General features: G+C 58.1%; 14 protein-coding genes. 7 read left to right on the top strand and 7 right to left on the bottom strand.

The window, feature by feature from the left end; all coding sequences use genetic code 11:
• Nucleotides 1–73: 73 nt before the first annotated feature.
• The 3 genes from ACPYOJ_RS09130 to ACPYOJ_RS09120 are packed head-to-tail and all read right to left on the bottom strand — an operon-like array spanning nucleotide 74 to nucleotide 3081.
• The gene (locus tag ACPYOJ_RS09130; RefSeq protein ID WP_481415954.1) at nucleotides 74–520 is read right to left on the bottom strand and encodes an RbsD/FucU family protein; all 447 of its coding nucleotides are present in this window, start codon (nucleotides 518–520) and stop codon (nucleotides 74–76) included.
• A 9-nt stretch (nucleotides 521–529) separates the two neighbouring features.
• On the bottom strand, nucleotides 530–1549 hold the full coding sequence (locus tag ACPYOJ_RS09125; RefSeq protein ID WP_481415953.1) for an aldo/keto reductase: 1020 nt from the start codon (nucleotides 1547–1549) through the stop codon (nucleotides 530–532).
• Between the two features lie 29 nt (nucleotides 1550–1578).
• Nucleotides 1579–3081, bottom strand: a complete 1503-nt coding sequence (locus tag ACPYOJ_RS09120) for a UxaA family hydrolase (RefSeq protein ID WP_481415952.1) — start codon at nucleotides 3079–3081, stop codon at nucleotides 1579–1581.
• 239 nt (nucleotides 3082–3320) lie between these two features.
• On the opposite strand from ACPYOJ_RS09120, the gene ACPYOJ_RS09115 reads away from it, so the two are divergent.
• Nucleotides 3321–4226 (top strand): GntR family transcriptional regulator, encoded by a 906-nt coding sequence (locus ACPYOJ_RS09115; protein WP_481415951.1) that lies wholly within the window; start codon nucleotides 3321–3323, stop codon nucleotides 4224–4226.
• Between the two features lie 28 nt (nucleotides 4227–4254).
• Here ACPYOJ_RS09115 and ACPYOJ_RS09110 read toward each other — a convergent pair whose 3' ends face one another.
• The gene (locus ACPYOJ_RS09110) at nucleotides 4255–5010 is read right to left on the bottom strand and encodes an SDR family NAD(P)-dependent oxidoreductase (RefSeq protein WP_168828202.1); all 756 of its coding nucleotides are present in this window, start codon (nucleotides 5008–5010) and stop codon (nucleotides 4255–4257) included.
• Nucleotides 5011–5314: 304 nt separating this feature from the next.
• Between ACPYOJ_RS09110 and ACPYOJ_RS09105 the strand changes: the two genes are divergently transcribed.
• From ACPYOJ_RS09105 to ACPYOJ_RS09080, 6 genes are all read left to right on the top strand, one after another.
• Nucleotides 5315–5899 carry a L,D-transpeptidase gene (locus ACPYOJ_RS09105; RefSeq protein WP_481415950.1) on the top strand — a complete coding sequence of 195 codons (585 nt, stop codon included), beginning with the start codon at nucleotides 5315–5317 and terminating at the stop codon, nucleotides 5897–5899.
• 191 nt (nucleotides 5900–6090) lie between these two features.
• On the top strand, nucleotides 6091–6222 hold the full coding sequence (locus ACPYOJ_RS09100; protein WP_168828204.1) for an ABC transporter: 132 nt from the start codon (nucleotides 6091–6093) through the stop codon (nucleotides 6220–6222).
• 164 nt (nucleotides 6223–6386) lie between these two features.
• Nucleotides 6387–6971 carry a hypothetical protein gene (locus ACPYOJ_RS09095; protein WP_168828742.1) on the top strand — a complete coding sequence of 195 codons (585 nt, stop codon included), beginning with the start codon at nucleotides 6387–6389 and terminating at the stop codon, nucleotides 6969–6971.
• 138 nt (nucleotides 6972–7109) lie between these two features.
• Nucleotides 7110–7703 (top strand): protein-S-isoprenylcysteine O-methyltransferase, encoded by a 594-nt coding sequence (locus tag ACPYOJ_RS09090; RefSeq protein ID WP_481415949.1) that lies wholly within the window; start codon nucleotides 7110–7112, stop codon nucleotides 7701–7703.
• 10 nt (nucleotides 7704–7713) lie between these two features.
• A complete protein-coding gene (locus ACPYOJ_RS09085; RefSeq protein ID WP_481415948.1) occupies nucleotides 7714–8499 on the top strand; it encodes a hypothetical protein in 786 nt (261 codons plus the stop codon).
• A complete protein-coding gene (locus tag ACPYOJ_RS09080) occupies nucleotides 8496–9374 on the top strand; it encodes an SDR family NAD(P)-dependent oxidoreductase (RefSeq protein WP_481415947.1) in 879 nt (292 codons plus the stop codon). Before ACPYOJ_RS09085 ends, ACPYOJ_RS09080 begins: the two co-directional genes overlap by 4 nt.
• A gap of 134 nt (nucleotides 9375–9508) precedes the next feature.
• Here the strand turns inward: ACPYOJ_RS09080 and ACPYOJ_RS09075 are convergent, their stop codons facing one another.
• From ACPYOJ_RS09075 to ACPYOJ_RS09065, 3 genes are all read right to left on the bottom strand, one after another.
• Nucleotides 9509–9823 (bottom strand): hypothetical protein, encoded by a 315-nt coding sequence (locus tag ACPYOJ_RS09075; protein ID WP_481415946.1) that lies wholly within the window; start codon nucleotides 9821–9823, stop codon nucleotides 9509–9511.
• Nucleotides 9824–9978: 155 nt separating this feature from the next.
• Nucleotides 9979–11034 carry a dimethylarginine dimethylaminohydrolase family protein gene (locus ACPYOJ_RS09070; protein ID WP_481415945.1) on the bottom strand — a complete coding sequence of 352 codons (1056 nt, stop codon included), beginning with the start codon at nucleotides 11032–11034 and terminating at the stop codon, nucleotides 9979–9981.
• A 103-nt stretch (nucleotides 11035–11137) separates the two neighbouring features.
• On the bottom strand, nucleotides 11138–12833 hold a 1696-nt coding region (locus tag ACPYOJ_RS09065; protein ID WP_481415944.1), incomplete at its 5' end, for a tetratricopeptide repeat protein.

The raw sequence follows: 12833 nt of genomic DNA, 5'->3' as shown, positions 1-12833 counted from the left end.
TTTATGAAATAGAAGTTCCGCGATATTGTCAACGCGGAATGTTTATTCCATTTCGTATCGGCACGTTGGCAAATCAGCCTCTGAAGACCTCGTGCGGAAGCACGACTCCCTTCTTCAGAATGAGGTTTCCATACAACCGAAACTCGGTTGTCGCGACGATGTAGGCGGCCTTCCTGGAGCGCTCGTAAAATGCGAAGCGCTCAAGCGATGCGATCTTGAAATCGCCGGCACGGCGATGAACGATTTCCTGGAACTCGGCGCAAACATCAGGCACCGCGCCGGCATCGCCGACAACCTCCATGCGCCACGCGCTTTCCGGCACGAAGGTGTCGAGCGGGAAGTGGGTGAGAATGGCCTCTGCCATCTCCGTTGCCGAAACTCCGTCAGCGCGGATCATTTCCGGCCCCATGGTACTTGAGGGAAAATTGGCGTCGGCAATGACGATCTCGTCGCCATGACCCATCCTGGCGATTGCCAGCAGAAGATCCGGGCTGAGGACGGGGTGGATACCCTTGAGCATAAGCGGTTCCTATACGCGGACTGCGTCGGTGCCCAAGGGCTTCGCGACGAGAGTCTGGCTTTCGAATTCGGGGAAGATGCTGTCTGGCAGTCGCGGCTCAAAGAGCTGCATGTTGCGGTCGAGGCTCGAGGCCTTGGCCGTTCCGATCAGTGCCGATGAGACAACTGGGTCGCGGAGTGGAAACTGCAAGGCTGGAGCGGCAAGCTGAACGCCGTGACGCTTGGCGATTTCTTCCATCGCTCTGACCTTGGCAAGCACGTCCGGTGTTGCGGGCATATAGTCGAAATGCGAGCCTTCCACGGCACCGGTTGCGAGGATGCCTGAGTTGAAGACGCCGCCCACGACAAGGGACGTGCCCTTCTTGCGGCAGAGCGGCAATAGCTCGGCTACCGCGGAACGGTCCAGCAAGGTATAGCGCCCAGCCATCAGGATGACGTCGATATCAGCGTTGTGCATGACGTCGAGGCAAACCGGCACTTCGTTTACGCCGAGCCCGAAGGCCTTGATCCTACCCGATGATTTCAGCTCTTCGAGCGCCCGGATGCCGGAGCCGAGCAGTTGCTTCAGGTAGACGGCATTCTTCTCGGCGCCGTGCGTATAAATACCGATGTCGTGGACATAGAGGATGTCTATGCGGTTGAGGCCCAGACGCGCATAACTGAAATCGACGGATCGCATGATGCCATCGTAGGAATAGTCATAATCGGCATCGAAGGAGAGCGGATCGACATAGCCATAGTCCGGCACCGCACCGGTCGGCACTGGCCGCAGGAGTCTGCCGACCTTGGTCGAAAGCACGTATTCATTCTCGGGTTTCGCTCTCAGGAAGTCGCCGACGGTGCGCTCGCCGAGACCAAGGCCATACCAGGGTGCCACGTCGAAATAGCGGATGCCGCTCGCCCACGCGGCCTCGAGCGTTTCCATCGCCTGATCGCGCGGGCAGGCGCGGTATAGGCCACCCAGAGCCGCAGCACCGAAGCTGATTTCGGTGACCTCGAGGTCGGTCGTGCCGATTCTCCTCGTCTTCATCATACCTCCCGTGAAAAGTGCTTTCTGTTTTAAAGTGTCGCTCCAAGATGCCACGGCACGAATTCGTTGTCGCCGTAGCCAAATTCCTCGCTCTTCGTCTTCTTCCCCGAGGCGGTATCGATGATGAGGTCAAAAATTTCCCGGCCCTTGCCGCTGATCGTTGCATCGCCGGTAGCGATCGTGCCGCAATCGATATCCATGTCCTCTTCCATCGAGGCATAGAGCGCAGAGTTGCTGGAGAGCTTGATCGAAGGCGCGGGGCGACAGCCGAAACAGCTGCCGCGCCCGGTCGTGAACGCAATCATGTTTGCGCCGCCGGCGACCTGTCCCGTTGCGGAAACCGGGTCGTATCCGGGGGTATCCATGAAAACGAGGCCAGGGGCGGTGACGCGCTCGGCATAGCCGTAGACCGCCGTCAGCGGCGACCGGCCACCCTTGGCGACGGCGCCGAGCGACTTCTCGAGAATGGTCGTCAGTCCACCGCGCTTGTTGCCGGGCGAAGGGTTGTTGTCGAGCGAGGCGCCATGCAGTCCGACATACTTCTCCCACCAGGCAATCTTTTCGTCGAGCTTTCTCGCCACGTCTTCGTTGATCGCGCGGCTGCGCAGCAGATGCTCGGCGCCGTAGATCTCCGAGGTTTCAGAGAGGATCGCCGTGCCGCCGGCAGCGGCCAGAAGATCAGCGGCAACGCCGAGCGCCGGATTGGCCGTGATGCCCGAAAAGCCATCGGAACCACCGCATTGGAGACCGATGATAATCTCGCTGACGGGGATCGGAACGCGCCGCTCGCGGCCGACGTCGGCGGCAATTTCCTTGAGCATGCCCATGGCGCGCTCGACCGCGCGTCGCGAGCCGCCGGCGTCCTGGATGTTGAAGTGCCGCTTGGAATTGCCGGCGCCGCTCTGGCCGTAGAGCGTCAATTGGTTCACTTCGCAGCCGAGGCCGATCATCAGCACGCCGCCAAAATTGACATGGCGCGTATAGCCGGCAAGCGTGCGGTGAAGAACCGCCATGCCGTCGCCCGTGGAACTCATGCCGCAACCCTGGTCGTGGACGATCGGCACGAAGCCGTCGATGCCTTCATAGTGCGGCAGGATCGTGCGATTGGCCGCCTCTGCGATCGCACGGCAGACGGTGGTGGAACAGTTCACGCTGGCGATGATGCCGACATAGTTGCGGGTCGCGGCCCGCCCGTCGGCGCGCCTGTAGCCCATGAACGTTCGCGCCTTATCTTCCGCCGTGGCCGGCTCCGGCGCCGAATTCGCCGTCGCCGCCAGGCGGTCGTTCTCGAAATGCAGATTATGGCTATGGACATGGTCGCCCGCTTTCACGTCGGCCGTCGTGCGGCCGATCGCTTGGCCATATTTCACCACCGGCACGCCGGTGGGAATGTCGGCAATGGCGACCTTGTGACCGGGATCGATTTTCTGGCGCGTTTGAATGCCCGCGACTGTCGTGCCGGGGTCGATCGCGGCCGTTGCGACAGCCACGTTGTCTCCGGCCGAAAGGACGAGCCAAGGCAGTTTGTCCACTTGTCTTCTCCCTGAAGAAGCGCTCGCTGCATTGGCGAAATGCGCATTGATTTTGTTTTTTATCTACAATAAACATTTTGGAGTCAACGGGGAATATCGTTCCTGTGGGCAAGGGAGACAAACAGCCACAGCCGGCCGCGAAATACGATAAAGGGTCGCGATAGATAACCTTCCGGTGCGCGCCAGACTTGCGATTTCGCGAAGCCTTGAGAGCCGCGAAGGGAGAAAGAGCAGGATGCATGGCAAGGCAGAATACCGTCTTCAAGGAGGCTTACAACAGGTACGCCTCTGCGCTGCGCCCGGATACGGCCCTTCCATCAGAACCGGAAATCGCCGCACAACTCGGCATCAGCCGCAGTACGGCCCGCGCGATCCTGACCCGCCTGAATGCCGAGGGCATCATCCGCTGGAACAAGCGCCAGAAGATCGTCCTTCGTGTCCCGACCGAGAAAGACTTTTTTCCGTCCGAAGAGACGGATTCATTGCATGACATAATCGAGCGCAGCTTCATGCAGCGGATCTTGGCGGACGATGCGGCACCGGGCATGCAGATCAACGAGCTGGAGCTCGCCCGCGAGATCGGTACCGGAACGACCAGCGTCCGCGAATTCCTCATTCGCTTCTCGCGCTTCGGCCTCATCGAAAAGCGTCCGAATAGCCACTGGATACTGAAGGGCTTCACCCGTGAATTCGCGCTCGAGCTCGCCGACGTCCGCGAAATGTTCGAGTTGCACTCAGCCGCGGAGTTCGGCAGGCTACCGCCCGAAAGCGAAGCCTGGTCTGCGCTGGCTGAGATCAAGGCAGAGCATCGAGCGATCCTGAACGATTTGGACGCGCGCTACAAAGAATTCTCAGTCCTTGATGAGCGGTTCCACCTCCTGATCCACCGCGCCTCCAAGAACCGCTTCATCGCCGATTTCTACGACGCGATCGCCATTATCTTCCACTATCACTACCAGTGGAACAAGGCATTCGCCCGTCAGCGCAATGAACGCGCCATTCACGAGCACCTCGACTATATTGCGGCGCTGGAATCGCGTGACCAGGCGGCAATCGACTTCTCGTGCCGCCTGCATCTGCGTTCTGCCCGGCAGACATTGCTGCAGTCACTGCCGCAAAATCCCGCCGAAGCGCTTGCCGGCTGACCAGCCGCTCTCAACCGTTCGCCTACGCCTAGTGGGCGGTATAAGCTCCGTCCACCAGGTGGTAGCTGCCGGTGATAAAGCTGGCCTGCTCGGACAGGAGAAAGCTTACGAGAGCGGCGACTTCCTCCGGCTTGCCAAGCCTTCCCATCGGCTGAAGCGATGCCATCCGCCGGCTATTTGTTACCATCGGATGCTCGGCCAAGAGCGGTGTTTCGATCCAGCCGGGCGCCACAGCGTTGATTCGGACCCCCATTCTCGCATACTCGATCGCGGCAACCTTGGTCAGCCCGACAACGCCGTGCTTGGCGGCCGTATAACCGGCGGCAAACGGTACTCCAACAGAACCGAGAGTGGAGGACATGTTGACGATGGCGCCTCCGCCGCGTTCCAGCATGGCCGCTATCTCGTATTTCATGCAGTAGAACACGCCGTTCAGGTTCACGTTGATCAGCCTGCACCATTCGTCGAGCGGGTAGTCTGCCGTCACCTTGCGCGGGCCATCAACCCCCGCGTTGTTGACGGCCAGATCCAAACCGCCGCATGTCTCGACAGTGCGCCGGACCAACTTTTCCACAGCCCCGGCGTCGGTCACATCGACTGCGAAATCCCTGGCCCGGCCGCCCTCTGAATGGATCTCGGCCGCAACGGTGCGCGCTGCCTCCGAATCAACATCAGCGACGATAACCTCCGCCCCCTGCCCAGCCAATTGCCGTGAAATAGCGGCCCCTATGCCCGAGCCGCCGCCGGTGACCAGCGCGACTTTCCCCTCGAAGTCAAGCTTCATTCGTGTCCATCCTCATTACCCCACCGCACCAAGTCGAGCAGAGGCAGAGCGATGATGCAAGCCATTTGATCAGCGGGAAGGAACGTCGCTTGTTCCGCTGGCGAGCGCTGCATCTCCGTCCTCTTCGCTGCCGTTTGCTGGCGAGCGATTCGAATAGGTTATCAAGACCAAATAGGTTCATCGTGCTTAAAAGCCACAGTCACCGCATGACTTGATGTTACCGGGTGAAGTCTAAGGCTTGGCCAGCCGCCGCTTGGATGGTAAGACTATGATGAAGGGGCAATCAATTGCTTAGCAGGTAAAGATGGACAACGACCGTATTACGCGCCGGGGCCTCATGCTGGCCAGTCTGGGCTTCCTTGTTTCCGGATGTGCTTCAGGGGGTGGGTGGCAATTCGAACCGTCATTTGCCTACCCGCGCCTCAGTTCTCGCTACCGGCGACAGGAGGTGGACTATTATGGAAATGAATCGCCGGGAACGATTGTCGTCAACACGATGGAGCGCCGTCTCTACTTGGTCGAGGGGGGCGGCCGGGCGAGGCGTTATGCCATTGCCGTCGGCGAGGAGGGGCTCACGCTCAAGGGGCGGGCAACGGTCGGCCGTAAAGCGGAATGGCCTTCATGGACGCCGACCGCCAGCATGATAGAGCGCAAGCCGCGGCTGGCGCAGTATGCAGGCGGTGTTCCCGGCGGGGAAAACAATCCTCTCGGCGCGGCTGCGCTTTATCTCTACCGCGGCGCACAAGACACTTATTTCCGGATTCACGGAACAAACGAACCTTGGTTGATCGGGCAGGCGGTGTCCAACGGATGCATCCGTTTGACGAATGAGGATATTGTCGATCTCTACGCCCGAGCGCCGACAGGAACCCCGGTATTGGTGATCTGAAAGATGAGACAACCTCATCTTTACCTATCGCAGGGGCATGTCTATCCCCGGCTGCAGAAGGGTAAATCAGCTCGTGAGCATAAACCGATGCAAAGTGTTGCCTTTCTGCACTTGCCGAAACGCATTTTGCCGCTATTAGTATAAATGTTGCCTTCGATAAACCTATTCCGTGCTAAGGAGAGGACTTCTTGATGAGCAGACTTCTAATCGTGACAATAGCTGCCTTGTTTTCGGTCGCCAGCCTGAGCGGTTGCGGCTGGGTTGGTAAAGGCAAGGGGAAGGCCCCGCCACCGGTCGCAGAGCCGGCACCTGTATATAAGTAACAGCTGACCTTTGGTCCTTGGGGAAGGGCCATTGGCCCTCCCCACCATCGCCATTGCAACACAGCACTAGACCGCCTGCAGCTTTAATGCAGGCCGCCAGTGATCTGGTGAAGGGTTGACCTTGCAAGTCTTCTTATTCAGAGTTCAGAGGGAATAGAGCACGGATGTTGCTTCGAGGAGGCCGTCTATCGCTTGTGATCGTGTTCGCACTCGCGGTCGCATCCTGTCAATCGGAAGACAAGAGTCCCCAGCCGCGCTATGTGACGGATACCAGGGGCGTGACAGCTACCCAGACGTCCAAAAATGCGGCCGGTCGGTATGCCATTGAATTCCGCTCTCGCTACGCGCTCAGCTACGGACACACCTATGTAGTTTTCGGCCAGGTGAACAAAGCTGGAGCGATCGTCAATCCACAAGTCGCTGGCCTTGCGCCGGCGTCGCCCGACGCGGCACCTTATGTTCTGGGCCATTTCATCCCTGTGCCTGCGACGACCGGGCCGACCGACGGCGACCTGGAAGAGGAGTACAGGTCCGCCAGCTGGCGAGTTATCCTGACAGAAGCCGAATACAACAAAACGGTGGCCTACATCCACCAGTTGCAGGCCAAATCTAAGTTCTGGCAAGCGACAGTCTCCAATTGCAACGCATGGGTTGGCGAAATCGCCCGCTCCATGGGGTATGAGACTCCCAGTATCTGGCTCAGGCCGCAGCAATTCGTGACCGAGCTCAGAGAGATGAATACAGGTTGAATGCGATCCGCAACGCGGGTCACATGTCTGGATTCGCGTCCGGGGCTTGCGTCTCGGCGTTTTCAGTCGACATGAGCGCTGACGATGATATGTGTTTCGCCATGTTCGCAGATCTCTCAAATGCTCAGGTGAATTGAATTGAACCTATCGTTAGGCGCTGTCGGTGAAATCGCGTGGGTGCTTGGCATTGTTGCCTGGTACATCGTTCGCCGTCCTTTCGAGCGCCGGGCCAAGCGCGTGCGTGTCGTGAGCAGCCGCCGGACGCTTGTCGAAAACGTCGGCCTTGCATCGGCTCTTCTCGGCCTTGCCGTCATACCGGGCTTCTATGTTGCCACCGGTATCCCGGAAGCTGGCGACTACGCGCCTCGTGCCTGGGCTGTGGTTCTTGGAGCAATTCTGTTCGCCAGCGCGATTTGGGTCTTTCGCCGGACCCACAAGGAACTCGGCCGCAATTGGTCGATCTCACTGGAGATTCGCGAGAAGCACGAGCTGATTTCCACCGGGCCTTATGCTCTCATTCGCCACCCGATGTACACGTCTTTCCTGCTTATGGCCTTGGGCCAGGCCTTTCTGATAGCGAACTGGGTGGTCGGACTTGCGGGCCTGGTCGGCTTCGCAATCCTGTTTTTTCTCCGGGTCGACAAGGAAGAGCGTATGATGCTGGAAATTTTCGGGACCCGGTACCGCGACTATATGGAGAGGACCAAGCGCCTTATTCCGTATCTTTACTAAGGGGGGAATGATGCGAGGCCGAACCATCAAGCTTTCGGCGGCGCGACGCCTTGTCGGAGATCTGATGAGGTTCTCGATCGGCGTGCCACGGGTCACCGTGCAGCGGCATATGAACGTCCGTCCGCTCCAGGCAGCTCGAATGATGCAACAAAGCAAGCCGTCCTGGACTGTCCTGTTCTTGAAGGGCTATGCCCTTCTCTCCCAAGAGATACCTGACCTTAGGCGCGCTTACATCAAATTTCCGAGACCGCAGCTCTATGAATATCCTGAAAGCGTGGCCTCCATTGCCCACGAGCGCGAGCATGACGGTGAACGAATCGTCTTGCTGAGTTCCATCAAGGGCGCGGAGCGGCGCTCCATCACGGAGCTTGAGGCGCTCATCCACGCGGCGCGTTCACGCCCGGTCCAGGAAATCAAGGAGTTTCGACGGGCGTTGAAGTTTGCCCGCATGCCGGCGCCTTTGAGGTGGCTGCTGATGTGGCTTGGGCTCAATATTGGGCGGCAGCGGGGGCGCCGTTTCGGCACTTTCCAGCTGTCGGTCTATTCGGGCTTGGGGGCGGAATCCCTCAATCCCCTTTCGCCGCTGACCACGATTTTCAACTACGGGCCCATCCTGCCTGATGGATCGGTCACCGTGCGCATCCACTACGACCACAGAGTCATGGATGGCGCCAATGTGGCACGAGCGCTGGAGCGATTCGAAAGGATTTTGAACGGTGAAGTCGCCAGTGAGCTGGACGGCCTTGCTCAGCAAAGCGGAACCATGGCCGGACCCGCGATAGGGACAGCCACATGATCCTTTATGATGGGTTCCGGCCGGCTGTCGTGGTGGTCGGTGCATCGCGTGGTATCGGCAGGGCAATCGCCAAAGTCGCCGCCCGCGAAGGTTCTGTGGTCGTGCTCGTCGCGCGCTCGCCCGAGGGCCTGGATGCCGCCGCGGCGGATGTGCGACAGGTGGGCGGCGAGGCATTCACTCTCGCGCTGGATCTTCTTTCAACCGATGCGTCGGCGCGCCTACAGGACTTCCTGACCTCAAACGGGTTGATCTGCGACGTACTCGTCAACAGCGCCGGATACGGTCTGCGCGGTGCGGCGACGCTCATCCCGGCCGGTGACCAGCTTGGCATCGTTGATCTCAACATACGTGCACTCACCGACCTGACCCTGCGCTTTCTGCCGGGAATGGCGGCGCGCGGACGAGGCGGAGTGGTCAATCTCGGTTCCATAGCGGGTTTTGCTCCTGGGCCGAATATGGCCTTGTACTATGCCAGCAAGGCCTTCGTGCGCTCCTTCTCTGAAGCGCTGCATCAGGAACTGCGCAGCACGGGGGTGACCGTTACGTGTGTCGCGCCTGGACCGGTGTCGACGGAGTTCCTTGAAAAATCCGGCGCCGGTCGTGCGACGCTCTTCAAGGTCTTGCCCAAGCTGGATGCCGATCGTGTCGCCGAGAGCGCCTGGCGCGGGTTCAAATCCGGACGTCGCCTCGTCGTGCCGGGCATCTCGGCCAAGCTTGTAGCCTTTCTGGCAGCCTTGTTGCCTTCCGCAGTGACGCTTCCTCTTGTCGGCCGGTTGCAGCGCCGCAGCGGCGATCCGTGCCCTTGCGGTTCAGGCAAGACGTTCAAGGAATGCTGCCGCATCCGCCCGCGAGGCGCGATCGCGGGTGACCGTTAGGCGCGACCTAGTCTTCGAGCGGCTTACGCGACGGCACTCCGCGACCTTGTCCAGGCCACAGAGTGCGTGAGCCCGATCGGACGCATCGGACTGTCCGGCTGCCCTAGCTCGGCGATAGTATGCTGAGGCTGGGGCTAAAGCTTCTTGAGAATCGCGTCATCCGAAGTGATATTCGCTAGCCAGGCCTTCTCGTAAGCGGTCGTTGGATTGTCAGGTATCTGTGCTTTCAATTTAGCCAAAAGCTTGCGTTCGCCCGTTACCAACGTAGCAAAGTTCGCGTCGTCACTCTCGTTGACGAACTCTTTGTTGGCCAGCTTGTGGTTTTGAAAGCCGTCGATCCAGCTCTTCTTAATACCCGGGTCAAGGTCCATGACATTGACGATGGCAACGAACAAATCCATCATGAATGCTTCATTATCAAGCAAATTTCTCGAATTCGCCTTCACCATGTTTGCCTCCATTGGTGGACAATACGACATGAGAATAGAATTAGAATTGCAGTCGCTTGATGCTTTTTCAGAGTATATTATTTATTTCTGAAATAATAGGGTTGCCTCAATCCGTACTTGTAACAGCCGCTCGGGATCGCGACATGCGAAGCACGTTATGGGTTTTGCTTGGCCGCATGCTTGAGATGCATGACTAAACAAGATAATAAAGCGCCAGATTTGTAAAATTCAGACATACAGAAGACGGTCAATTCACGGCCGAAACGGGCGCAGATTTTTTCCAGCCGATCAATCTTGGCCTTTTCCATTGCGTACTTCGGGCTTCCGCTTTCCAGTTCGCGAATATTGGAATCACACAGAACTTCTCCCGGAAGCAACAGGTTGTTCACGATCCCCGCGCGAGCTTCCTCTTGCGAAATATCGATGATTTCGCAATGCCGCTCGATCTCGCGAACACACGTCCGATCAGCAGCCGAAGTGCACAACATTACCGCCTCTTCAGTGAGGCGAAAGACCCAGCAGTCAAGGTGATACAGATATGGATCGGCAACGCGAAACGGGATCACTTCCATCTCGAACCGCTCGGCGGCCCACGTCAATGCATTGCGCGAGGTGCGCGTCCCATGCGCCCCGATATAGAGGTTGCCCCGTATCCACTTGAAGTCCGCCTCGCCCTCCAGGTAGACCGGCTCCGCGTCGATAGTCTCGGGAGGTTGCTCAACGGCGAAGTTCATCAACTTGAAGAAGTCGGCGCCAACCCTGGCCTCTCCCACGCGAGGCTCGGTTCGAAACCGCGAGACAATGACCGTATCCTCTTTGCAATGCGGTAATACCACTCCAAGGTTCGATACATATGTCTGGTCCTGCAGCCCGAAATGGCTCGGCAGGATATAGACAATCGCTTGCCGGGTAACGTGCCGATACAGTTCCTGAAACTGTGTGACCGCACGATCCAGGCGAATGTCGCGCTCATTCGGACCGATATCGTTCATCCAGGCATTGTTGGGGACCTGGGTAGAGAGCGACAGCGGCAGGTTCATGAGCAGAACCGGACAGTTGATTTGCCCAACTTGAAGTCCTTCCGAAAAGGACCGAACGGGCGCGGCGCCGCACGCGGACACTGCCGCCCGGCTATCATGTGGATCAGTCTGTGCCTCACTTGGCGACGGAACACTAAGTCCCTTCCATGGCTGATGAACCTCTTCATGCATGATCGTATCCCCCGCTACACATCATCCTGAGCCCTCACCGCCATCCGTCAAGCAATCCCTCCGGTAAGATATTAGCTGGCTCTGTCGTCAGTACCTCTTTATCTCAATTAGGTAGCCCCGCCCGGCGTAACGTTTCCACCCGCCGATCGCGTTGCTCCTTCAATTTGTAAGGACGAGCCTCGGCGAAACCTGCAGACGAGAACGTCGGATCGAGCGCCAAAATTTCTTTGACAATCTTATGTGCATCGTCGGTTCGGCCAACCTTTGGGTCAGCATAGGCTGCCGCCAGACTAGGCAAAAGCCACAGTTGCTCCTCAGTTGGATTCGGATTGACTACTTCTTCAAGCGTAGTGACCGCCTCCGAAGGCATGCCAGCCTCCTGATAAGCCCATCCCAAATACTCGACATACCAGTCCTCGTGGAATGGGTTGAGACGGATTGCCTCCTTTAGCTGAGCGACGGCCTGTTCAGGCTGGCCAACGTAAATCAGGAGATTGGCCATTTCCGCGAGGAGCTCGGCGTCGTTTGGATTCAGGTCTCGAGCGCGCGAGTAACTCGCCATCGCCTTGTCGTACTCGTGGTGATAAAGATAAGCCCAGCCCAGCACCCAATGACTACGATAATCACTGCTATCGAGGCGAACCGCTTTCTCGGCCATCTCAAGCGTGAGCCTTAAGGTCTCGTCGTAATTATCGGTCCAGTCAAAATCGTAGTCCAAGGAATATGTCCAGGCGAGGCCAGCATAAGCACGGGCATAGTTCGGATCTACCTGCCGCGCCTTCTCAAACAGACTACGCGCAGCCAGATTTCCCTCGCGCGTAAAATTTGACCACTCTTGCCACCCTTTCATAAGATAATCGTAGGCCGTGAAACTGTTCGGGTTCTTCCCGGCTAGGCGCGCAAGTTCGGCATCGGCAAGCTTGCCATGCGTCCCCATGACACTCCCGGCGATCGACCGCGCAATATCGTCCCGAACTTCGAATATGTTGTCCACCTGTCGATCATATCGGTCGGCCCAGATCTGGCGCCCCGAATCTGCATCGATCAACTGTGCCGTCACGCGAATCGAGTGGTCGGACCGTTGTAGAGTGCCTCCCACGATGTAATGGACATTCAGATCCTTCGCGATCTTTCGGATGTCCAGCGCCTTGTCCTTGTACGCAGCGGTCGAACTCCGAGCCATGACCGTCAGATCGGGAAACTTAGCCAATGCCGTACTCAACTCTTCCGTAATTCCATCAGCGAGATACTGCTGATCGGCCTTAGGGCTCAGATCGTCGAAGGGAAGAATGGCTATGGCTGAATGTTCCGGCAGTGAAGATTTATCACCGAACACGACGTTCTGCACCGCGGACGGCCAAAGCAAATAAGACCCGCCAACTATAGCCATCAAGAGCAAGGCAAAAAAACCGGCAGCGAGAGAGAGCCTCCGGCGGTGGTAGGTGGCTTGCAAGAGTCTAGATCGTGTTACTTGTTCCGGTAGAAGGCGATATACATGCACTGGATCGGAAATGTTTTTCAATCGACACTCGCCGATATCCTCGAACGCCATTTCGACGACTCTTCGAACCTGGTCGTACACGGGTTGCGAAATGCAAATTCCTCCGGGTTCGGCCATTTGTTCCAGCCGCGCTGCGACGTTCACCCCGGTTCCGTACAGATGGTTCTCTTCGGCGATCATGTCGCCGAGATTGACGCCGATGCGAAAACGCATGCGCCGGTTTTCAGGGACTGAAGCGTTACGATCCTCGATTTCGTGTTGAATCTCGACAGCGCAGCGAAGCGCGTCAACAATACTG

Source organism: Rhizobium sp. SVR5-9E (genome assembly GCF_056755095.1).
This window is presented reverse-complemented; position numbering and strand designations above follow the sequence as displayed.

Coding starts and splice junctions, on each gene's coding strand:
- ACPYOJ_RS09105 (WP_481415950.1), top strand. CDS start 5,315: ATGGACAACGACCGTATTACGCGCCGGGGCCTCATGCTGGCCAGTCTG.
- ACPYOJ_RS09130 (WP_481415954.1), bottom strand. CDS start 520: ATGCTCAAGGGTATCCACCCCGTCCTCAGCCCGGATCTTCTGCTGGCA.
- ACPYOJ_RS09095 (WP_168828742.1), top strand. CDS start 6,387: ATGTTGCTTCGAGGAGGCCGTCTATCGCTTGTGATCGTGTTCGCACTC.
- ACPYOJ_RS09085 (WP_481415948.1), top strand. CDS start 7,714: ATGCGAGGCCGAACCATCAAGCTTTCGGCGGCGCGACGCCTTGTCGGA.
- ACPYOJ_RS09075 (WP_481415946.1), bottom strand. CDS start 9,823: ATGGTGAAGGCGAATTCGAGAAATTTGCTTGATAATGAAGCATTCATG.
- ACPYOJ_RS09100 (WP_168828204.1), top strand. CDS start 6,091: ATGAGCAGACTTCTAATCGTGACAATAGCTGCCTTGTTTTCGGTCGCC.
- ACPYOJ_RS09080 (WP_481415947.1), top strand. CDS start 8,496: ATGATCCTTTATGATGGGTTCCGGCCGGCTGTCGTGGTGGTCGGTGCA.
- ACPYOJ_RS09110 (WP_168828202.1), bottom strand. CDS start 5,010: ATGAAGCTTGACTTCGAGGGGAAAGTCGCGCTGGTCACCGGCGGCGGC.
- ACPYOJ_RS09115 (WP_481415951.1), top strand. CDS start 3,321: ATGGCAAGGCAGAATACCGTCTTCAAGGAGGCTTACAACAGGTACGCC.
- ACPYOJ_RS09125 (WP_481415953.1), bottom strand. CDS start 1,549: ATGAAGACGAGGAGAATCGGCACGACCGACCTCGAGGTCACCGAAATC.
- ACPYOJ_RS09070 (WP_481415945.1), bottom strand. CDS start 11,034: ATGCATGAAGAGGTTCATCAGCCATGGAAGGGACTTAGTGTTCCGTCG.